Genomic DNA, 19,943 nt, shown 5'->3' with positions numbered 1-19,943 from the left:
GGCTCAGCGCGCTGCACGATCATCCACTGTAGATCGTTTTCGTCCATGCGCGTGCTGCTTCCACAACTCGCAGGTCGGCGCCGCTTGCGCGACCCGCGGCGCGGCGGTGATGCTGGCATCAGCTCGGTCGACACATCCCACCCAGGATTTCGAACCCCGCGCCGATGAGGACGAGGTGGTGCGCGATGAAGGCCGTTCGCCTGCATGAATACGGCAAGCCTCCGGTTGCCGAGGAGGTTCCGGAGCCATCGGTGGCGTCCCCATTGGACGTCCTGGTCGAAGTCGGCGGCGCCGGGCTGTGCCGCACGGATCTCGACCTCATCGAGGATCGATGGGTGGGCATGGTCGGTACCCGACTGCCGTACACGTTGGGTCATGAGAACGCCGGCTGGGTGTACGACATCGGCTCCGGTGTGACCAATGTGGCGCCTGGAGACGCGGTCATCCTCCAGCCGTTGGTCAACTGCGGGCTGTGCCGCGCGTGCAGATCGGGAAACGACCGGCACTGCGAGCGTTCTCGCACGCCCGGCATCGATTCGGACGGCGGCATGGCTGAACTGATGCTCACCAACGCCATGTCGGTGGTCAAGATTCCGTACACGCTGGACCCGACGAACATCGCGGTGCTCGCGGATGCCGGGCTTGCCGCGTACCACGCGGTGAAGAGCGCGTTGTCGTTCGTGCCGCCTGGCAGCTGCGTGGTCGTGCTCGGCGGAGATGCGCTGGCGCAGATAGGTTTGCAGTGCGTAACAGCGCTCTCGCCTTACGACACCGTGGTCGTCGACCTCTCCGACTGGGGAAAGCGCGGTGGTTCCGGGGCGCCGGAGACCGCCGAAGCTGAACGGCAGCGGATCGACGCGGTGCTCGACTTGACCGCGGGCCGGGGTGCTCACCTCGTTCTCGACTTCCTAGGTACCAATGAGAGCGGAGCGGCCGCACTGGCCCTGCTGCGCAGGGCGGGTGCCTACTTCGTGACCGGCTACGGTGCCGGAATCGAGTTGCCGACCAACGAAATCCTGCAGGCGCATCTCGTGGGGAGGTTGGTCGGCAGCCACCAGGACCTCGACGAACTGATGGGGCTCGTCGCGGCGGGCAAGGTTCGCACCTCGACCTCGGTGTACCGGCTAGACGGCATCGGCGATGCCGTCGCGAGCCTGAGCGCTGGTCGCGTGGCCGACTGGGTGGTGCTCTCCCCGAACGTGGAATGAGCAGCAATTGCTCGTGCCCCGGGATGCAGAACCGCGGCGAGATTCGCCCCTTGGGGCCCGTGCGGGATGGCGGGAGTCTTGCCAGGGTGACGGGTGCGGCGCAACAGCACCAAATCACGAGTGGCGAACGCGGCGGGCAGGTGACGTGGACGACGAGCGAGACCGTGTGGAAGGGGACCGACATGGCCGTCATGGGAGTGAGCAAATTCGAGCGGTTCTTCCGCGCTGCGGCCGGACTGCGCGTCGACAAGAACGATCTTAAGCGCTACAACGACTTCGTCAACCAGAAGCTCTACGACCTGTGCCTCATGGGACGGAACTCCGCGACCGCCAACTCGCGCGACGTGATGCAGGTTTCCGACCTTCCCATCACCAAAGGGCTGCAAGAAAGCATCCAGGCCTTCGACAAGTTGGACGAGGAGATCGAGGTGGAGCCGATCCTCGAGCACCTCACCGCGCAGCCGCCGCTGGAGGTGGAGTTCAGCGAGGAGGCGCGCCAGCGGCTTCCCCATGTGGCGGGAGGCATCAGCGTGGCGCTTGCGCGGACGTTCAAGGCAATCGACCCCGACGTGAAGAACCCGGGCACCGCTGAGTGGGAACGGGTGTTCCTCGTCTTCGATCTGCTTCTGTGAGTTCCCTGAGTCAACCCTTATGCCGCTTGGGTCTGTTCGGCGGGTTCGTGCAGGGCGGGGTTGTAACAGGTTTTGTCGCGCCAGCAGGTCCAGATGACCCGCAGCCAGGCGCGGCCCAGGGTTCTGATGGCGTGCGGGTGTCGTTGGCCGCGTTCACGCGCGGCAATGTAGCGCTGACTGGCCCAGGTGCCGGCTCGGCGACTGTTGTCGAGCCAGGTGACCAGGGATTGACGAGCGTAGCGGTTGGTGGCGTGCCGGAAGGCCACGGTGTGACTCTTGCCCGAGGCACGGGTAACCGGGGCCATGCCGGTCTCGGCGGCGAGCTGCTCGAAACCGGTGGCGCACTCCAGGATCGGACCGACCTCGCCGATGATCTGGGCCAGGTTCAGCACTCCGACACGCGGCAGATCGGCCAGCAATGGCGCGTAGGGGTGCCCGGCGACGGCCTTGGCGATGGCGGTGTCGAGCTGGTCGAGGCCGGCTTGGATGGCGCGCACCAGGGCGGTTTGGGCGCGGACGAGGCCGGCGATGACCGGCTGGCTCAGGCGGCTGGCGGAGACGGGGGCCGAGCGCAGACGGGCCAGCAACTCGGTACCGCTGCGGCGCCCACTGTAGCCGTGGCGTAGGCAGAACGCCTCGATCCGGGCCGGGGTGAGCCGTGCAGCGGCCTCGGGGCTGGGGTAGCGGTCCAGGAACGCCAACGCGATGCCGGAGTGGAGCTTGGCGAAGATCGTCTTGCCGCCGGGCCAGTGCGCGTCCAGCAGGGCCGCCAGCTGGTTGACCGCGGCGATGCGGTGGGCGAGATGGTCGGCGCGTTGCCGGGTCAGCGCCTGCAATTCCAGCGTCCCGGGCATGGTCGGCACCAGCACGGGCAGCCGGGCCGGTGGGCGTCGGTGCGCTGATAGTCGGCCAGCTTGAACGAGTCGCCAGGGTCGTTTTTCGCGCGTGCGGCGCCCCAGCGGGGCCTGGCGGCGTGAAAAGCGTTGGGATGCACCGGAACCACCCGGTGCCCGGATGCCAACAGCCGGTCCACCACCAGACCACGGGTGGTCTCGATCGTCACCGGCAGCTCGGATGGATGGCCGTGGCGGGCCAATCGGGTCAACGCGGAGACGATGCCTTCCTCGGTGTGCGGCACGGCGAAACACGGCGAAGCGGTCAACCCTGCCACCAGCATCGTCGATCACGGTCACATCGTGAGTCGCGGTGCCCCAGTCCCAGCCAACGAACACGGACGATCTGCTCCTTCGAGGTCAGTCAACTACCTCGTCGGAAGCGAGAGCCACAGCCGGAAGCTCATTAATCGGCCCTCTGCGGGGCATGTCCCTGACGCCGGTCCTGGGCCCTCGGCCCGGTGGGGCTGGCGATACTCACAGCGGCCGTCGAACAGCTCGCGAACCAGGCCATGCGCCCACCGGGACCGAGAGGTAACAACCCTACCCGTGAGGGCTGCGGAAGGGATGGTGCCCTAAGAGATCCTTTCAGAATGCGGCGTCAGCCGCATGCGGTGAGGGACTCAGCTTGCACCGCCGCGGGTTCTCAGATGTCGTCTGGCGAGGACAGCCCCGAAGCCGCGTTGGTCATACGTAAGTCGGGGATCCCACAGACCAGACGGCAGCTGAGGTTCCGCCACCCGCACCGCCACGCAAACCCATTCTGCAACCACCCCTAATGAGCGGACGCGCTTGTCGTCAAGCCGCTTGCGCGCGCTGCTCTCCCTCCTCGTAGGAAATGTGCAGGTCGTCGTTGACGACGGACACCCGCAAAACGCCGCCCTCGCGGGCTTCTCCGCGCAGGAGCGCGCGACCGATCCTGGTTTCGACCTCATGCGCGATGAAGCGGCGCAGGGGCCGGGCACCGTAGACCGGATCGAACCCCTGCTCTGCGATGAGCTGGCGGGCCTCCTCGGTCACCTCGAGCGTGATCCGCCGCTCCGCCAGGCGCCCGCGCAGATCGTCGAACTGCAGGTCCACGATCTGCTCGATCTCGGGCAGCGACAGCGGCCGGAACAGCACGATGTCGTCGATGCGGTTGAGGAATTCCGGGCGGAAGTGCTGCCGCAACTCCGCCATCACGCGATCCCGCGCGTCCGGTTTGATCTCGCCGCCGACGACGCCTTCGAGCAGGTACTCCGACCCGATGTTGGACGTCATGATGATGACCGTGTTGCGGAAGTCCACGGTGCGTCCCTGCGCGTCGGTGATCCGCCCGTCGTCGAGGACCTGGAGGAGGGTGTTGAAGACCTCGGTGTGGGCCTTCTCGACCTCGTCGAACAGGACCACCGAATAGGGTTTGCGCCGCACGGCCTCGGTGAGCTGCCCACCTTCCTCGTACCCGACGTAACCGGGCGGCGCGCCGACCAGCCGGCTGACGGTGTGCCGCTCCTGGTACTCGCTCATGTCGAGCCGGACCATGTTCTCCTCGGAGTCGAACAGGGTCGCGGCCAGCGTCTTCGCCAGCTGCGTCTTGCCGACACCGGTGGGGCCGAGGAACACGAACGACCCGATGGGCCGTCGCGGATCCCGGATGCCGGACCGGGCGCGGATGATCGCGTCGGTGACGAGCGACACCGCCTCGTCCTGGCCGATCACCTTCTCGCGCAGAATCTCGTCGAGGCGCAACAACTTCTCGCGCTCGCCCTCCTGCAGGCGCGCGACGGGAATACCCGTCCACACCGCCACGATCTCGGCGATCTCCTCGCCGGTGACGACCTCCCGGAGCAGCTGGTGGTCGCCCTGCTTGCTCGCGAGCTGCTCCTCCTCCGCGGCCAGCCTCCGCTCCAGTCCGGTGATCTTGCCGTACCGCAGCTCGGCCGCGCGATTGAGGTCGTACTTGCGCTCCGCTTCCTCGGCCTCGCGCCGCAGCTGCTCCAGCTCCTGGCGCAGTTCCTGGACTCGCCTGATGGCCTGCCGCTCGGCTTCCCACTGCGCGTGCTTGGCGTCCGCCTCGGCGCGCAGATCCGCCAGTTCTCGACGGAGTTCCTCCAGCCTGGACTGGCTGGCCGGGTCGGATTCCTTTGACAGCGCGGCTTCCTCGATCTCCAACCGGGTCACCCGGCGGGTGAGCTCGTCGAGTTCGGCGGGCATCGAGTCGATCTCGGTGCGCAACCGGGCGCAGGCCTCGTCGACCAGGTCGATTGCCTTGTCCGGCAGGAACCGGTCGCTGATGTAGCGGTGGCTCAGCGTCGCCGCCGTGACGAGCGCACCGTCCTGGATCTTCACCCCGTGGAACACCTCCAGGCGTTCGCGCAGACCACGCAGGATCGAGATGGTGTCCTCCACGCTCGGCTCGTCGACGATGACGAGCTGGAAGCGCCGTTCCAGCGCAGCATCGGTCTCGACGTGCTTGCGGTACTCGTCCAGCGTCGTCGCGCCGATCATGTGGAGCTCGCCTCGCGCGAGCATCGGCTTGAGCATGTTGCCGGCGTCCATCGCGCCTTCGGCCGCACCCGCACCCACGACGGTGTGCAGTTCGTCGACGAAGAGCAGGATGCGCCCCTCGGCGGCCTTGACCTCGTTCAGCACCGCCTTGAGGCGTTCCTCGAACTCGCCCCGGTATTTCGCTCCCGCGACCAGCGACCCCATGTCGAGGGCGAAAACGGTCTTGTCCCGCAACCCCTCTGGAACGTCGCCGTGCACGATCCGCTGGGCCAGCCCCTCCACGATCGCCGTCTTGCCGACGCCCGGATCGCCGATGAGCACCGGGTTGTTCTTCGACTTGCGGCTCAGGATCTGGATCACGCGGCGAATCTCGGCGTCCCGGCCGATGACCGGGTCCAGGATCCCGCGCCGGGCCTCGTCGACCAGGTCCCGGCCGTACTTCTCCAGGGCTTCGTACGCGCTCTCCGGGTTCGCCGAGGTGACCCGCTGGCTCCCTCGGATGCGGGTCAGCGCGGAGAGGAACTCCTCCCGGGTGACGCCGTGCTGGGCCAGCTGTCGCCCCGCTTCGGTCGCCGACCCCTCGTCGATCAGCGCGAGCGCGAGATGTTCGACCGAGACGTATTCGTCCTTGAGCCGCTTGGCTTCGCGCTCGGCGGCGTCCAGCAGCCGGGAGAGGCGCTGCGTAACGTAAACCTGCCCCGGCGTGGCGCCCGGCCCGGTGACCTTGGCGCGTCGCGACAGCGCCTCCCGCACGCCCTTGCGCAATCCGGCGAGGTCGCCGCCGGCTTGTTCGATCATCCGCGGCACGACACCGTCGGCCTGGTCGAGCAGCGCGAGCAGCAGGTGCTCACCGTCGACCTCGGTGTGCCCCATTTCGGTCGCCACGCTCTGCGCGTTCTGCAGCGCCTCCTGGGACTTCTGGGTCAAGCGGTTCATGTCCATCGTGGATCATCTCCAGTACCGGTTCGTCCGGCGGCGTGCGAGGCGGCTTCGAGCCGGCTGATCCGTTCGAGCAGGTCCAACACGAGGCCGATCGCGGCGTAGTTCAACGACAAGCCGCACCGAAGGCGCTGGATCCGGGCGAGGGCAGCGGGCGCATCGGCGTCGAACCACAATCGCCCGTGCACGTCTCGAGAGGCGTCCAGCAGGCTCAACGCCACGAAGCGGCGGACCAGATCCGGATGCAGACCGGCTCGCGCAGCTGTCGTCTCCAGGCTCAACCGATGCGGTCGGGCCAGCGGGTACCGAACCACCGCTCCCTGCGAGCTGGTGCGGCTGCTCGGTGTGGAAGCTGCGCTCATCATGGCCTCCGCGGATCGAAGGTGGATTCCGACGCGAGCTGTTCGAACAGCTCGCGCTCGCGGTCGGTCGGCTTCGGCGGCACCGCGATCCGGACCTCGGCGTAGAGGTCGCCTGGAGATCCGCGCGGGTTCGGCATGCCTTCCCCGCGCAGCCGCAGTCGCCTGCCGCTCGACGAACCGGGCGGCACGCGGACCTTCGCCTCGCCACCCGGCGTGGTGAGCGGGACCATGGCGCCCAGCGCCGCCTCCCACGGCGTAACCGGCAGGTCGACGTAGATGTCCCGCCCGGACACGCGGTATCGGCTGTGCGGCGCGAGGCGCACCACGAGGTACAGGTCGCCCGCCCGGACGTTGCCGCCGCCGCGACCCCCCTGCCCGGGCAGCCGGATGCGCTGGCCATCCACCACGCCCCGGGGAATCGTCACCTCGAAGCTGCGCGGACCCGATGGTCCGGACAGGGTGACGTTCCGCTTGCCGCCGCGGTAGGCCTCCTCAACGGTCAGTTCCAGCTCGGCTTCCTGGTCTGCCCCCGGGATCGGGCCGGCGGCCCCCCGCGCGCCGAACAGGCTGCCGAACAGGTCCTCGAAGTCGACCCCGCCGAAACCCTCTTCAACGCGCACGCCGCCGCGCACGCCGGCCCCGGCCCCGGCACCTCCGCGCCCAGCACCTTGGCCGGCACCGACCCACTCCTCGTAACCCTCCGGAATGGAGCGGAAGTCCGGGCCGAAGCGGTCGTAGCGCTTGCGGGTGTCGGGGTCGGACAGCACGCTGTAGGCCTCGTTGATCTCCTTGAACCGTTCCTCGGCCGACGGATCGGAGTTGACGTCGGGGTGGTGGCGGCGGGCGAGCTTGCGGTAGGCCTGCTGCACCTCGTCGGCGCTGGCGTTGCGGGACACGCCGAGCACCTCGTAGTAATCGCGCGCCATGGGCGCATCACCCCGGCTTCCGGCTCACGGTCACAGCGACGGGGCGCAGCTGGTTGTCGGCGTCGCCGTAACCCGGGCGCAGCACCCGCACGACCGTGCCCGGTTCGGCGTCCGGTGTCTCGACGACGTTGACCACCTCGTGGCGATTCGGGTCGAACGGAACGCCGACCTCGTCCCGGCGCGGGTATCCAAGCTGCGCCAGCAGGCTGACCGCCTGCTCGCGGATCGCTCGCACCCCGTCGATCACCGAACGCGGGTCCGCGTCGGCGTGCTCCAGCGCCAGCTCCAGGTTGTCGATCACCGGCAACCAGGCCGCGGTGACCTTGGCCCGCTCCTCCGCCCGCACCCGCTCCAGCTCGCGGGCGTGGCGCTTGCGCAGGTTGTCGAGATCGGCGAGAGCACGGCGCCAGCGGTCCTCCAACTCCGCGACGTCGGGCTCCTGCCGCTTCGCCTCGGGCTCGGACGGCGCGCCGTCGGAATCGACCCCGGGTTCCTGCTCGGTACCTTCGGCGTCAGGTTCCCAAGATGTCGTCATCGCACGCCTCACATCCGCTCGAAGTCGGCGTCCACCACGTCGTCGGAGTCGTCACCACCCGACTGCGACCCGCCGCCGGAGGCGGCGCCCGCTGCCGCGGTGTGCGCGGCCAGCCCCTGGTAGATCTGCCGCAGGTCGTCGGTCAGCGGACGGACGCGGTCGGGCGACGCCTCGTTCTGCACCGCCTCGCGTGCCTCGTTGATCAGCATCTCCGCGCGGGCCCGCTCGTTCGACGGGGCCGCTTCGCCCAGCTCTTCGAGCCGCTTCTCGACCTGGTAGGCCGCCGAGTCGAGCTCGTTGCGGGCGTCGACGGCTTCACGCAAGCGTTGGTCCTCGGTCCGGTTGCGCTCGGCCTCGGACACCATCCGGTCGATTTCGCTCTTGTCGAGGTTGGAGCTGTCGCTGATGGTGATGCTCTGCTCCGCTCCGGTGTCCTTGTCCCGCGCGGTCACGCTGAGGATGCCGTTGGCGTCGACGTCGAAGGTGACCTCGATCTGCGGTTCACCGCGCGGCGCCGGACGGATGTTCTCCAGGCGGAACCGCCCGAGCACGCGGTTGTCGGCCGCGCGTTCGCGCTCGCCCTGCAGGACGACGATGTCGACGGCCGACTGGTTGTCCTCGGCGGTCGAGAACACCTCGGTGCGGCGCGCCGGGATCGTAGTGTTGCGCTCGATCAGCTTGGTCATCACACCGCCGCGGGTTTCCACGCCCAGCGACAGCGGGGTCACGTCGAGCAGCAGCACGTCCTGCACGTCGCCCTTGAGCACACCGGCCTGCACAGCAGCCCCTAGCGCGACGACCTCGTCCGGGTTGACGCTCATGTTGGGGTCCTTGCCGCCGGTCAGCTTCCGCACCAGCGCTTGCACGGCCGGGATCCGGGTCGAGCCGCCGACCAGGATGACCTCGTCGATGTCGTTCTCGGTGACCTTCGCGTCGCCCATCGCCTGCTTGACCGGGTCCAGGCACCGGTCGACGAGATCGCTGGTCAGCTTTTCGAACGTGGACCGCATGATCGAGCTCTGCAGGTGCTTGGGCCCGGAGGCATCTGCGGTGATGAACGGCAGCGAGACCTGCGTCTGCGACACCGAGCTCAACTCGACCTTGGCCTTCTCCGCCGCCTCGAAAAGCCGTTGCAGGGCCTGCGGATCGTTGCGCAGGTCGATCCCGTTGTCCCGCTGGAACTCGTCGGCCAGGTGGTCGACCAGCCTCCGGTCGAAGTCGTCACCGCCCAAGTGGCCGTCGCCGGCGGTGGCGCGGACCTCGACGACCCCGTCACCGACGTCGAGAATGCTGACGTCGAAGGTGCCGCCACCGAGGTCGAACACCAGTACGGTTTCGTGGGTCCGCTTGTCCATGCCGTAAGCCAGCGCAGCCGCGGTCGGTTCGTTGATGATCCGCAACACCTCGAGCCCGGCGATCCGCCCGGCGTCCTTGGTCGCGGTGCGTTGTGCGTCGTTGAAGTAGGCGGGCACCGTGATGACGGCCTCCGTCACCCGCTCGCCGAGCGCCTTGCCCGCGTCGTCGGCGAGCTTGCGCAGCACCTGGGCGCTGATCTCCTCGGGCGCGTACTGCTTGCCCCGGACCTCGAACCGGGCCAGCCCGTTCTCGCCTTCGACGACGTCGAAACCGACCGCGTCCGCCTCGCTCGCCACCTCGTCGTAGCGGCGGCCGATGAACCGCTTCGCCGAGTAGATGGTCCCCTTCGGGTTCAAGATCGCTTGGCGTCGTGCCAACTGCCCCACCAGCCGCTCCCCGGAATCGGTGAAGGCGACAACGGATGGGGTGGTACGCGAGCCCTCGGCATTCGGGATCACTCCGGCTTCGCCGCCTTCCCAGGCCGCGATCACCGAGTTCGTCGTACCCAGGTCAATGCCGACTGCTTTGGCCATGAGTAGCTCCTGTCAACGAAAGCAGATCGAGTGGCACTGCTGTTCGGACTCGCCTACGCCTTCTCCTTCTGGCGCTCACCACGAGCCTCGACGGACTCGACGGACTCGACGGACTGCTGGCCGGGCACCTGGGCACCGATCTCGACCTTGCGCGGCTTGCTCGCCTCGGCCACCGGAATCCGCAGCATCAGCACGCCCGATTCGTAATTGGCGGAGAGGTTGCCGGGATCGAGGTTCTCCCCCAGGAACAGCTGCCGGGAGAACTCGCCCTGCGGACGCTCGTCCACGAGTACTTCATCGCTTTCCTGGCGCAGCGGACGCCGTGCGACGCGGATGTTGACCACATTGCGTTCCACCGTCACATCCACGTCATCGGGGGCCACCCCTGGCATGTCCAACGCGACGAAGAACTCGTCACCCCGGCGGAAGGCTTCCATGGGCATGGACTGCTGCATGGCACGCGCACCGCGGAACGCTTGTTCGGCGGCCCTGTCCCATTCCCGGAACGGATCGAATCGCATCAGCGCCATTGCCGGACTCCTTGATCGAATCGAAGCGGGCTGGCAACACCAGATCAGGACCTGCCCGCAGGACCGGAGTTAGTCCACAGCCGACTGCGAACACCACATTCCAGCGGCAGATCGGCAAATTCGACACCCACCGCCTGTCCAGGTGCGTGCCGAACTCGCCTGGGCCCACTGCGTGCTAGCTTGCCGCTCGCGCCCCGTCTGCGCGTCCATCCCCGGGGACGAAATCTCTGCCAGGTTTCGGCCTGTCGAAGCAACCGATCGGCCGTGCGCACCGCCGACGACTCAATACCTCGATGCGGACGTATCCGAGTTGTCCCGCCCGTTCCACGGCGTAACGTTGCTAGGCGTAAGAAACACCATCAGGGGAAATCCTATGGACGACCCGAACACCCCTGCGAGACCACGAAACACCAGCACCTGGGCGGCAGCGTCCGGTTCCGGCCTCGACCGCCTGTTCCAGCTGTCGATGACGATGTTCGAACGGCGGGACCAGGAGGGCATCCTGCGCTTGGCGATGTCCTCGGTGCCCGCCCTGGGTGCCTGCCAAGCCCGGTCCGGTTACCTGCTGCGTGATCGGGAGATGATCGAGTTCCTTCACGACGAGCACGATCCGCCGACCGAGCTGGTTGATCAACTCGGCTCACTGGAGGGCGAGGACGGCCCCATCGTTGTACCGGGGGCGACATGGGCGCGGGCCTTCGGCTTGAAGCGTCCCGGTGGTTTGAGCGGCTACCTCGTCGTCACGGGGAAGGCCGAGCCAGATCTCAACGAGCTGTTCCTGCTCACCGTGCTAGCCCAACAGACGGCCGCAGCCGTGGCGAACGCCTCGCTGCACCAAGTCGAACGGGAGCACACTCTGCAACTGAGCCGGTTGAGCGAAGAACTCGCGATAATGAACCAACGTCTCAAGGACGCGGTCGCAGACCTGCAGCGCCGCCAGACCATCCACGATGCCTTCACCCACATCGTGGCCTCGGACGGTCGCGAGAACGAGATCGCGGCCACCTTGCACGAGCTGACTGATCGGGCAGTCGCCGTCGAGGATCGCTTCGGCAACTTGCTGTCGTGGGCGGGTCCTGGCAGACCCGACCCGTACCCGGAACCGAACGTGCGGCGGGAAGAGACTCTCCAACAAGCGACCATCTGCGACGGACTGACGCGTGACCGGGACCGTCTCGTCGCAGTCGCACAACTGCGGCACGAAATCCTCGGGGTTATCGTCCTGTTCGATCCGGGGCCCACGGTCCGACCGCACGTGATCTACGCCTTGGAGCACGCGGCGATGGCCCTCGAACTGCGGCTGAGCCACGCCCGGAATCTGGCCGAGATCGAGCTTCGGTTGCGACGTGATCTCGTCGAGGACCTCCTCGCCGGCACGAGCGACCAAAGCGTTTTCGCCCGGTCCGAGGCGGTCGGCCACAACCTCCACGCGCCGCATTACGCGGTGGCGGTGCAATGGCCCGGCACGGGCACCGAGGATGAGCTCGCCGTCGCTGCCTGGAAGGCCACGAAGAAAGTGGGCATGTCGATCCTCCTGACGCGCCGATCGGGAATGGTGGTCCTGTTCAGCAGCGGCCGACCCGACGGAGACTGCTTCTTCCGCGCGGTCGCCGACGAAATAGGCACCGACGGCGGAGCGATCGGGGTCGGGGGCCGCTGCGACTCGCCGGGAGACTTCGCGCGATCGTTCCAGGAGGCGTTGCGGTCCCTGCGGATCCGCCAACAGTCGCGGCTGAGCAACGGAATCACCTTCTTCGACGAACTCGGCATCTACCGCATCCTCGGCCAGGGCGACGGAGGCGCCGACATCGAAACGTTCGTCCAGGAGTGGCTCGGCTCCCTCCTGGAATACGACCGCAAGCACCACTCGAACCTGGTGCGAACGCTGTCGCAGTACCTCGAATGTGGCGGGAACTACGACGCCACCGCCACCGCTCTGGTCATCCACCGGAGCACGCTCCGGTACCGCCTCCGCCGAATCCGGGAAATTTCGCGCATCGACATCAATGACGTCGACAAGCGTCTCAACCTGCACGTTGCGACCCGCGCGTGGCGAGTTCTCGACGGGGTGACATGAGCGCCGGACGAACCCGTCCGCAGGCTTCCCGGTGCTGTCGCGAGGAATTCCCGCCCGGCTTGAAGATTCAGTGGGTTTGTCCCGAGTCGGAGGTGCTGGCGCCGATCCCCTGCTCGACCCACTCGCGGAGGGCGGGCGCGGGCAACGCGCCGGCCTGGCGTGCGATGACCCTGCCCCTGTCGAGCAGCAGGAGGGTCGGGACGGCCTGAACGGTGAACCGCTGCGACGTGTTGGGCGCCGAGTCGACGTTGACCTTGACGAGCTTCACCCGACCGGCGAGCTCCTTGGCCACCTGCTCCAACGCCGGGCTGACCATCCTGCATGGGCCGCACCATGGTGCCCACAGGTCGACCAGCACGAACAGGGACGACTTCTCGGCGACCTCCGCGAAGTCGGCATCCCCGGCCTCAGCGATCCACGGCATCGGCCGGTGGCAGTTGCCGCATGTGGGGCGCCCCTCGCCCACCGGCGGTATCCGGTTGACGCGTCCACAGTGTTCGCATCGGATCTTCTGCGGTTCCATGCCTTCCCCCACACTCGCGCTCTGCTGCGGCCAGAAGTGCGCCGCCACCACGAGTTTGACGATCGCCGAACCGACATTCCTGCACTGGCGAGGTCCAAATCCGCTGCGGAGATTCGGCCCGGCGGAACGAACGCAGGCCTGCTCAGCCTCGACGGCGAAGGCGCCCACGAGCGGCGCGGAGCTTGCGGCGCAGCGGCCGGAAGGTGGGCCGCAGCAGGTGCAGGCGGGCGGCTGGTGTCGCCGACACGGCGGTCCTGTGCGCACCGCCGGCGGGATCGATCTCAGCGAGGATCCTTGAGAGGTCGGCCAGAACGCTGCCGACGGCCAACCAGCTCATGGTCGTCGGGCCGTCGGCGTCCCGGCGGTGCGCGGCCAGTTCCTGGCTGAGCGAGGCCAGTTGGGCACGCGCTTGTTCGATGGCGCGGATCAGCTGCTGCCGCGGCGGGTCTTCGCAGGGTCGCTCAGGTGCATCGGGATCGTCGGCGACCAGGGTCCGTGCCCAGGTCGCGACTCCGTTGCCGGTGCTGGTCACCAATTCGCCGACCCGCGCGGCGGTGGCCGAGTCCCATTCGGCGCCCGCGCGGCCTTCTCCGACGTCGGCCAGTGCTCGGGCGATACCACTGGTCTGGTCGACGATGTGGCCGACGGCTTCGGCCGCCGCTTTCGCCCTCGACAGCAGCGCCGCTGGAGCGGGCTTGCGAGCGGGGCTCACGAAGACGCTGCGGCGCGGGTTGTAGCGCAGGCTCTCGGAGGCGCGGTCCAGCTGCTCCCGGATCTCGGCGATCTCGTGGTGGAAGTCCCGTGCGGTCCACAGCAGCTCCTTGGTTCGCGCAGGCGCGAACACCACCCCCTCGCCGGAGAGCTGTTCGCCGATGTCGACCAGCAGTCGAGCAAGCTTCCGCGCCATCGCGGCGAGCGAGTCGCGCGCGGCGTGCACATGCACGGGCGGAGCGATCAGCGCGTTGACCAACACCCCGACCAGCGCGCCCAGGAGCGTCTCGTAGACCCGCTCCTGGGCGTAACCGGTTGCGGCGTCCCCGATCGCCAGCACGAGCAGCGCGCTGACCGCGACTTGGCTGGTTTGGCCGCCGAGCCGGAACATCCGTCCCACCAGCAGCGCCAGCAGGAGCACGAAGGTCAGGCTCCAGGCGTTGAGGCCAAACGACCGCCCCAACACCAGGGCGAGCAGGACGCCCAGCACCACGCCCACGACCCTGCGCAGTCCGGACTGGAGGGTCTGGTACACCGTGGCCTGCACGACGAGCACCGCGGCCAACGGCGCCAGCACCGGACTGGGTGAGCCGGTCAGCTGGCCGCCCACCGCCCACGCGATCCCGGCCGCGCCGGCAGTCTTGAAGATCAGCAGCAAGTCGCCTTCCGAGGTCGGGCCGAAACCGATCACTCGGAAGCCGAGGGACTTCACCCGCGCGACGACCGCAGGCCACCTGCCCCAGGCGGCACCAGCGCCCCGGGATCCGTCGCCGGGGTTCTCCGGATCGGACATCGCGCGTCTGGTCAGCACTGGCACCACCACTCCGACTTCACCGGGGAGGCGGCTGACCCCCCGGCCACCAGCGGCCACGCGTCGAGATCGGGTACCCACGTGCCTCCACCCGAGGAGGTCGCTGGTAGATCGAGATCAGCGCGCCCAACCAGCCAACCCCGATCAACGCGACCACGGCGAGCCCGCTCCACGTGAGAACCATCAGGACGACGACCTGCTCGGAACTCGGGTCGCTGATCCACCCGGGCGTCTCCTCCAGGCTCCATCCGCTCGGTTCGGTCAGCGCCACCGTAATCAGAACCGCGATGCTGTGCACCGAGTCCCACAGCGCGTGCAGAAGGGACACGCCGAGGTAGGCCGCAAGCAGCCGACCGGTCAACAAGAAGCTCTCTTGCCCGCTCCTGGAGAAGAGCACACCACCGAGGATCGCCGTCCACAAGCCGTGCCCGAAAGGCGTCGCCAAGCCACGCACGAGCTCCGTGATCACCAGGTCGACGAGGGAGAGGCCCTGTTCGGTCAGGGCGGCCATCAAGGCGTAACCCGCGGACTCGAACGCGGAGAAGCCGAGACCGACGCAGGCACCGAGGATCATGCCGTCCTGCGGTGTTTTCACCTTGAGCCCGCGGGTCAGCACCGCGAGGGCGGCGAGCTTCACCGCCTCTTCGATGAGCCCGACGCCCAGGAAGAGCGTCGCCGACGGGTGCAGGAGGTAGCTCTCCAGGAGCGACGCGGCAAGTACGCCGAGCACGCCGCCCACCACGAAGGTCTGGAACACCAGCGCGGCGGTGATCTCCCCGGTGGTGCGGCGTTCGAACGCCCACGCGACGAACGCTACGGGAACGAGGAAGCTGCCGAGCAGGACCAGCGTCGGAACGAGGGTGGGGTTGGCGGTCAGGTGGGTCGTGATCACCGTGAACAGCCACAACACCAACCCGGTCCCCAGCATTCGCGCCCAGATGCGCTTCCGGCCTTTGACCATTGAGAATGTGCCCCTCCCGCCTTGCGCGGCCATCACCGGTCGGCAGAGGTGTCGCGCTCGCCCGAACTCCCGCTCGAACGACGGGGCGCGTACCGGCCGGGGGGCAGCTCCTCAGCACGGCCCTCCTCCAGCGCTTCCTTCAAGGCCGTTCGGAGCCGGCCCGGGCCCCATGACCGCCCCTGCACGCGCTCTTCCAGCTCGTCTCGATCCGCCGGTCCCTGTTCCTGGAGCGCCCGGACCACGTCCTCGATCTCGTCGTCGAGCACCTCATCCGAGGTCGCCGACCAGCGGCTCGCGGTCGACGAGGTGCCGACCATGCCGGGCGAGTAGAAGCTCGACCCGGGGCCAGGCCGGAACCGGCGCAGTCCCGTGCGGTCCCGCTCCTGAATGCGGGACTTGCGCTGCCGGACCCGGTCATCGTGTTCGCGCAGCCGTTGCCGGTCCCCCGCAGACAGCCCGGCCTCGCGCTCGGCCTGCACGAACGCGGCGTGCTGCTGCGGTTCGGTCTCCGCCTCTTCGGCGGTCAGCGGCCGGGCGATGTTCTCCAGGGACTGCTGCTCCGCGCGCACGCCGAGCAGCAGCTCGGCGACACCGCCGACGATCATGATGGCTGCTCCGATGAAGAACCCCGTCGCCAGCAGGCCGGTCTGCCCGCTTTCCACGAAGTGCCCGAACAGCGCCGGGCCGGTGATGCCGCCGACGGCGGTACCGATCGCGAAGAACAGTGCGATCGCCAGCGCGCGCGTCTCCATCGGGAAGACCTCGCTCACGGTCAGGTATGCCGAACTCGCCCCCGCGGAAGCTACGAAGAACGTCAGCAGGATGAGCACCATGAACGACACAGCGGTCAACGAATGCGTCAACAGCAGGATGGCCGTGACGATGATCAGCGCCGACGACAGGAAGTATGTGCCGGAGATCATCGGTATCCGCCCGACGGTGTCGAACAACCGTCCCAGCAGCAGCGGTCCGAGGAAGTTGCCGAGAGCGAACACGGTGATGAAGTACGGAACCGTTTCCGACCCCACGCCGAAGAAAGTGTTGAGCAGCGTACCCAGGTCGAAGGTGACCGCGTTGTACAGGAACGCTTGGCCGACGAACAGCGCCAGGCCGAGGACCGCACGCCGCGGGTAGCGCTGGATCGCCACTCGCGCTATCTCTCGGAACGGAATCGCCTTCCGCTGGCGCACGGTGATGGCCGCGCCTGGGGACGGCAACGGCCGGGCGACTTCCCGCTGTACCTCGGCCTCGATCTCGTCGACGATGCGTTCGGCCTCGTCCTCCCGGCCGTGGATGAACAACCAGCGGGGGCTTTCCGGAACGTTGCGCCGCACGAGCAGAATCCCCAGCCCGACCACTCCGCCGAGGGCGAACGCGAGCCGCCAGCCCAGGGCCATCGGCAGCAGCGAGGACAGCAGCACGACCGAGACCAGACCGCCGAGGGCGGCGCCGAGCCAGTAGCTTCCGTTGATGGCGATGTCGACCTGGCCGCGGTTGCGCGCGGGGATGAGCTCGTCGATGGCCGAGTTGATCGCGGAGTACTCCCCGCCGATGCCCATCCCGGTGAGGAACCGCATGAGGAAGAAGTACCACGGGGCGAAGGCGAAGGCCGTCGCCACGGTGGCCACGATGTAGAGCGCGAGCGTGAGGATGAACAGCTTCTTGCGCCCGAACCGGTCGGTGAGCTGGCCGAACAGGAGCGCTCCGAAGCACGCGCCGGCGACGTAGATGGCGGCGGCGGTTCCCACGTCGGCCGCGTTCATGCTGATGCCGCTGCCGGGTTCGGTCATGCGCGCCGCGATCGAGCCCACGATCGTCACTTCGAGCCCGTCGAGGATCCACACGGTTCCGAGCCCGATGACGATCCGCCAGTGGAAGCGCGACCACGGTAGGCGGTCCAAACGGGCCGGTATCTGCGTTCGGATGGTACGCAGCTCTTGGGCAGTCACGGCAAGCCTCCTGCACGATCGACTGGCGAGAACTGGCATCGCGGATACCCTGCGGGGCGATGCTTCGTTGTCGTGTTCTCGGACATCGCTTTCGCTTTCGAAGCGAAGGCGTGACGATGCTGTGGGAATGCGAACGCGGCTGCGGCGCCGGCAGTGTCAAGCAGTACCCGAGCGCCGATCGCGCCCGCCGCTACGCCACCGCTTTCGACCAGGAGTACGGGAGCGACGTGGGCAACGCACCACTGTTCGGGCTCTTCCCGTTGCGCCTCCTCCAGCTCGGCCGCCGGCTCGGTCGTCGACGAAACCCTCCCCGGTGAGCCGTCGGCAATGGACGATTGCCGGTCCTCCCGCACCGTGACAAATCACCGGGGCAGTCGCATGCGCCCACGAGGACGAACTTCAATGCCGGTTTTCACCCACCAGGGCGAGGTCAACAGCACCTGTCCAATGGAGACGCGCCGCGGACGACGACGAACACAATCGATCCACAGTGGAATCGTGTGCGTGCGACGTCGAGCGGCCGACCCCGTACATCGAACGAGCGAGTCAGCTCGTCGCGGCGGAGCATCATCCGAGGGCGCGGTCGAGGTTCATCGTGGCGCTGATCAACGACAGGTGCGTGAAGGCCTGCGGGAAGTTGCCGAGCTGGTCGCCGGTGAGGCCGATCTGCTCAGCGTAGAGCCCGAGGTGGTTGGCGTAGGTGAACATCTTCTCCAGCACCAGCCGGGCGTCCTCGAGCCGTCCCGCCCGGGTGAGGGCCTCCACGTACCAGAACGAGCAGATGGAGAAGGTGCCTTCCGCCTCGTCCAACCCGTCGGGAGAACCCCGGTAGTCGTAGCGGAAAACCAGGCTGTCGGTGACCAGGTTCTCCGTGATCGCATCCAATGTGGACAAGAAGCGCGGATCGGTGGGAGCGACGAACTCCATCATCGGCATCAGCAACAACGAGGCGTCGAGTACGTCCTCGTCGTAGTGCTGCACGAACGCCTGCCGCTTCTCGCTCCACCCGTCGCTCATGATCTGCCAGTAGATCTTGTCCCGGGTCCGCACCCAGCTCTCCAGGTTGCCGGGAAGACCGCGCTGGCGCGCGATCTGCACGACTCGCTCGAACGCGACCCAGGACATGAGCCGGGAGAAGGTGTGCCGGCGCGGGCCCGCACGCGATTCCCAGATCCCGCTGTCCGCGCGGTCCCAGTTGTCCTGCAACCAGTCAACCATCCCGATCAGGTCGAGCCAGCTGTCGTGCGTGATCGGGCGTCCGTGCTTGTTGAACAGGTAGACGGCGTCGATGATCTCACCGTAGATGTCCAGCTGGAGCTGGTCGACGGCGTCGTTGCCGATGCGCACCGGCCGCGCACCGCGATGCCCGGCCCAGTGGTCGAGCGATATCTCGGTCAGGTCCCTGCGGCAATCGACGTCGTACATGACGTGCAGCGGGCCGGCCGCGCTGTCACTCACCTCGGCGAACCGGCACGTCATCCACGTCATGAACGCGTCGGCTTCGTCGATGAACCCCAATCGCAGCAGGGAGGACAACGAGAAGGCGGCGTCGCGGAGCCACACGTAGCGGTAGTCCCAGTTCCGGGTGCCGCCGAGCCGTTCCGGCAACGACGTCGTCGGCGCGGCGATCATCGAACCGCTCGGTTCATGCGTGAGCAGCTTCAGGACCAGCGCCGAGCGGTTCACCGTCTCGCGCCAGCGGCCGCGGTACGACGAGTTGCCCAGCCACTCCCGCCAGAAAGCCACAGTGCCCAGGAACAGCTCGTCGACTTCGGCCGTGGTGCGGCCCCCCGGCCCGGGTTCGGCGTCCTGGCCCAGCACCTCCAGCACGAACACCTCGGTGCTGCCGTCGGACATCTCGAACTCGGCGTGCGCGTCCCCGTGCTCGTCGATCCGTTGGGCCACGCTCGAGTTCAGCGCTAGCGTCAGGCCCGGACCGCGGAAGGTGACCTGGTACTGGCCGCGGGTGGTGCGGTGCTGGGCACGTCCGTAGTCGAACCGGGGTGCGACGTCCGCTCGCATCCGCATGCTGCCGCGCACGGAGACCACCTTGCGCACCAGGCGCTGCCGGTGCTCGGGATCGTGCGACCGCAAGATGGGCATGAAGTCGTGGATCTCGACCACACCGTCGTCGGTCAGGAACCGGGTGATGAGCACGTTCGAGTCGGGAACGTAGAACTGCTGGTGGCTGTCGACGTGCGACTCCGGGGCGATCTTCCACGAACCACCCCGATCCGCGCCCACGATCGAGCCGAAAACGCTCGGCGAGTCGAACTGCGGGCAGCAGAACCAGTCGATCGCGCCATCGGTGGCCACCAAGGCGGCCGTCCGCATGTCGCCGATCACCCCGTGCTCCGCGATGGGTGCGAACCCGGTCGCGTGGCCCTCGTCGGTCATCCGGCCAACCTCCTCGAAACCAAGGTCCGGCATTACGAGCATCCACGCCCGAGCGAGCGCGTGCTTCCACCCGGCACCACGAATTCGCGGCGCAGATTGACCCCGATGCAGCA

At 67.8% G+C, this 19,943-nt stretch carries 17 protein-coding genes; 4 read left to right on the top strand and 13 right to left on the bottom strand.

The features are described 5' to 3' along the window. Nucleotides 1-185: 185 nt before the first annotated feature. Entirely contained in the window at nucleotides 186-1,208 is a 1,023-nt protein-coding gene (locus tag AB0I53_RS30565) for an alcohol dehydrogenase catalytic domain-containing protein (RefSeq protein WP_358610495.1), read from the top strand. Between the two features lie 86 nt (nucleotides 1,209-1,294). Continuing rightward, nucleotides 1,295-1,840 carry a DUF1931 family protein gene (locus tag AB0I53_RS30560; RefSeq protein WP_358610492.1) on the top strand — a complete coding sequence of 182 codons (546 nt, stop codon included), beginning with the start codon at nucleotides 1,295-1,297 and terminating at the stop codon, nucleotides 1,838-1,840. A 17-nt stretch (nucleotides 1,841-1,857) separates the two neighbouring features. Here AB0I53_RS30560 and AB0I53_RS30555 read toward each other — a convergent pair whose 3' ends face one another. The 8 genes from AB0I53_RS30555 to AB0I53_RS30520 form a co-directional block, all read right to left on the bottom strand. Continuing rightward, nucleotides 1,858-2,694, bottom strand: a complete 837-nt coding sequence (locus AB0I53_RS30555) for a transposase (RefSeq protein ID WP_358610489.1) — start codon at nucleotides 2,692-2,694, stop codon at nucleotides 1,858-1,860. Then, nucleotides 2,664-3,017 (bottom strand): transposase, encoded by a 354-nt coding sequence (locus AB0I53_RS30550; RefSeq protein WP_358610486.1) that lies wholly within the window; start codon nucleotides 3,015-3,017, stop codon nucleotides 2,664-2,666. The genes AB0I53_RS30555 and AB0I53_RS30550 overlap by 31 nt, the downstream gene beginning before the upstream one ends. A gap of 514 nt (nucleotides 3,018-3,531) precedes the next feature. Further along, nucleotides 3,532-6,162, bottom strand: a complete 2,631-nt coding sequence (clpB, locus tag AB0I53_RS30545) for an ATP-dependent chaperone ClpB (protein ID WP_358610483.1) — start codon at nucleotides 6,160-6,162, stop codon at nucleotides 3,532-3,534. Further along, nucleotides 6,153-6,521 (bottom strand): chaperone modulator CbpM, encoded by a 369-nt coding sequence (locus AB0I53_RS30540; protein WP_358610480.1) that lies wholly within the window; start codon nucleotides 6,519-6,521, stop codon nucleotides 6,153-6,155. Before AB0I53_RS30540 ends, clpB begins: the two co-directional genes overlap by 10 nt. Then, nucleotides 6,521-7,447: a DnaJ C-terminal domain-containing protein gene (locus AB0I53_RS30535; RefSeq protein ID WP_358610477.1), complete on the bottom strand. Its 927-nt coding sequence runs from the start codon at nucleotides 7,445-7,447 to the stop codon at nucleotides 6,521-6,523. The genes AB0I53_RS30540 and AB0I53_RS30535 overlap by 1 nt, the downstream gene beginning before the upstream one ends. 7 nt (nucleotides 7,448-7,454) lie before the next feature. Next, nucleotides 7,455-7,982 (bottom strand): nucleotide exchange factor GrpE, encoded by a 528-nt coding sequence (locus AB0I53_RS30530; protein ID WP_358610474.1) that lies wholly within the window; start codon nucleotides 7,980-7,982, stop codon nucleotides 7,455-7,457. An 8-nt stretch (nucleotides 7,983-7,990) separates the two neighbouring features. Next, nucleotides 7,991-9,871: a molecular chaperone DnaK gene (gene dnaK / locus AB0I53_RS30525; RefSeq protein WP_358610471.1), complete on the bottom strand. Its 1,881-nt coding sequence runs from the start codon at nucleotides 9,869-9,871 to the stop codon at nucleotides 7,991-7,993. Nucleotides 9,872-9,924: 53 nt separating this feature from the next. Beyond that, entirely contained in the window at nucleotides 9,925-10,401 is a 477-nt protein-coding gene (locus AB0I53_RS30520) for an Hsp20/alpha crystallin family protein (RefSeq protein ID WP_358610468.1), read from the bottom strand. A gap of 373 nt (nucleotides 10,402-10,774) precedes the next feature. Between AB0I53_RS30520 and AB0I53_RS30515 the strand changes: the two genes are divergently transcribed. After that, nucleotides 10,775-12,478: a helix-turn-helix domain-containing protein gene (locus AB0I53_RS30515; protein WP_358610465.1), complete on the top strand. Its 1,704-nt coding sequence runs from the start codon at nucleotides 10,775-10,777 to the stop codon at nucleotides 12,476-12,478. Nucleotides 12,479-12,545: 67 nt separating this feature from the next. On the opposite strand, the gene trxA is transcribed toward AB0I53_RS30515, so the two are convergent. The 4 genes from trxA to AB0I53_RS30495 all read right to left on the bottom strand — a co-directional run bounded on the left by trxA (nucleotide 12,546) and on the right by AB0I53_RS30495 (nucleotide 17,433). Continuing rightward, complete coding sequence (trxA, locus tag AB0I53_RS30510) at nucleotides 12,546-12,902, bottom strand: thioredoxin (protein ID WP_358610462.1); 357 nt, start codon at nucleotides 12,900-12,902, stop codon at nucleotides 12,546-12,548. 241 nt (nucleotides 12,903-13,143) lie between these two features. Further along, nucleotides 13,144-14,523, bottom strand: a complete 1,380-nt coding sequence (locus tag AB0I53_RS30505; protein ID WP_358610459.1) for an aromatic acid exporter family protein — start codon at nucleotides 14,521-14,523, stop codon at nucleotides 13,144-13,146. 19 nt (nucleotides 14,524-14,542) lie between these two features. Further along, entirely contained in the window at nucleotides 14,543-15,484 is a 942-nt protein-coding gene (locus AB0I53_RS30500) for a PrsW family glutamic-type intramembrane protease (protein WP_358610456.1), read from the bottom strand. Between the two features lie 32 nt (nucleotides 15,485-15,516). Then, nucleotides 15,517-17,433: an MFS transporter gene (locus AB0I53_RS30495; protein ID WP_358610453.1), complete on the bottom strand. Its 1,917-nt coding sequence runs from the start codon at nucleotides 17,431-17,433 to the stop codon at nucleotides 15,517-15,519. 116 nt (nucleotides 17,434-17,549) lie between these two features. Between AB0I53_RS30495 and AB0I53_RS30490 the strand changes: the two genes are divergently transcribed. After that, on the top strand, nucleotides 17,550-17,750 hold the full coding sequence (locus AB0I53_RS30490) for a hypothetical protein (RefSeq protein ID WP_358610451.1): 201 nt from the start codon (nucleotides 17,550-17,552) through the stop codon (nucleotides 17,748-17,750). Nucleotides 17,751-18,000: 250 nt separating this feature from the next. On the opposite strand, the gene AB0I53_RS30485 is transcribed toward AB0I53_RS30490, so the two are convergent. Continuing rightward, entirely contained in the window at nucleotides 18,001-19,830 is a 1,830-nt protein-coding gene (locus tag AB0I53_RS30485; RefSeq protein ID WP_358610448.1) for a glycoside hydrolase family 15 protein, read from the bottom strand. Between the last annotated feature and the right edge of the window lie 113 nt (nucleotides 19,831-19,943).

The sequence above is a fragment of the Saccharopolyspora sp. NPDC050389 genome, from assembly GCF_040655595.1.
GTDB lineage: Bacteria > Actinomycetota > Actinomycetes > Mycobacteriales > Pseudonocardiaceae > Saccharopolyspora.
This window is presented reverse-complemented; position numbering and strand designations above follow the sequence as displayed.

Coding starts and splice junctions, on each gene's coding strand:
- AB0I53_RS30565 (WP_358610495.1), top strand. CDS start 186: ATGAAGGCCGTTCGCCTGCATGAATACGGCAAGCCTCCGGTTGCCGAG.
- AB0I53_RS30555 (WP_358610489.1), bottom strand. CDS start 2,694: ATGCCCGGGACGCTGGAATTGCAGGCGCTGACCCGGCAACGCGCCGAC.
- AB0I53_RS30550 (WP_358610486.1), bottom strand. CDS start 3,017: ATGCTGGTGGCAGGGTTGACCGCTTCGCCGTGTTTCGCCGTGCCGCAC.
- clpB (WP_358610483.1), bottom strand. CDS start 6,162: ATGGACATGAACCGCTTGACCCAGAAGTCCCAGGAGGCGCTGCAGAAC.
- AB0I53_RS30540 (WP_358610480.1), bottom strand. CDS start 6,521: ATGAGCGCAGCTTCCACACCGAGCAGCCGCACCAGCTCGCAGGGAGCG.
- AB0I53_RS30535 (WP_358610477.1), bottom strand. CDS start 7,447: ATGGCGCGCGATTACTACGAGGTGCTCGGCGTGTCCCGCAACGCCAGC.
- AB0I53_RS30530 (WP_358610474.1), bottom strand. CDS start 7,982: ATGACGACATCTTGGGAACCTGACGCCGAAGGTACCGAGCAGGAACCC.
- dnaK (WP_358610471.1), bottom strand. CDS start 9,871: ATGGCCAAAGCAGTCGGCATTGACCTGGGTACGACGAACTCGGTGATC.
- AB0I53_RS30520 (WP_358610468.1), bottom strand. CDS start 10,401: ATGGCGCTGATGCGATTCGATCCGTTCCGGGAATGGGACAGGGCCGCC.
- AB0I53_RS30515 (WP_358610465.1), top strand. CDS start 10,775: ATGGACGACCCGAACACCCCTGCGAGACCACGAAACACCAGCACCTGG.
- trxA (WP_358610462.1), bottom strand. CDS start 12,902: ATGCCGTGGATCGCTGAGGCCGGGGATGCCGACTTCGCGGAGGTCGCC.
- AB0I53_RS30500 (WP_358610456.1), bottom strand. CDS start 15,484: ATGGTCAAAGGCCGGAAGCGCATCTGGGCGCGAATGCTGGGGACCGGG.
- AB0I53_RS30490 (WP_358610451.1), top strand. CDS start 17,550: ATGCTGTGGGAATGCGAACGCGGCTGCGGCGCCGGCAGTGTCAAGCAG.
- AB0I53_RS30485 (WP_358610448.1), bottom strand. CDS start 19,830: ATGACCGACGAGGGCCACGCGACCGGGTTCGCACCCATCGCGGAGCAC.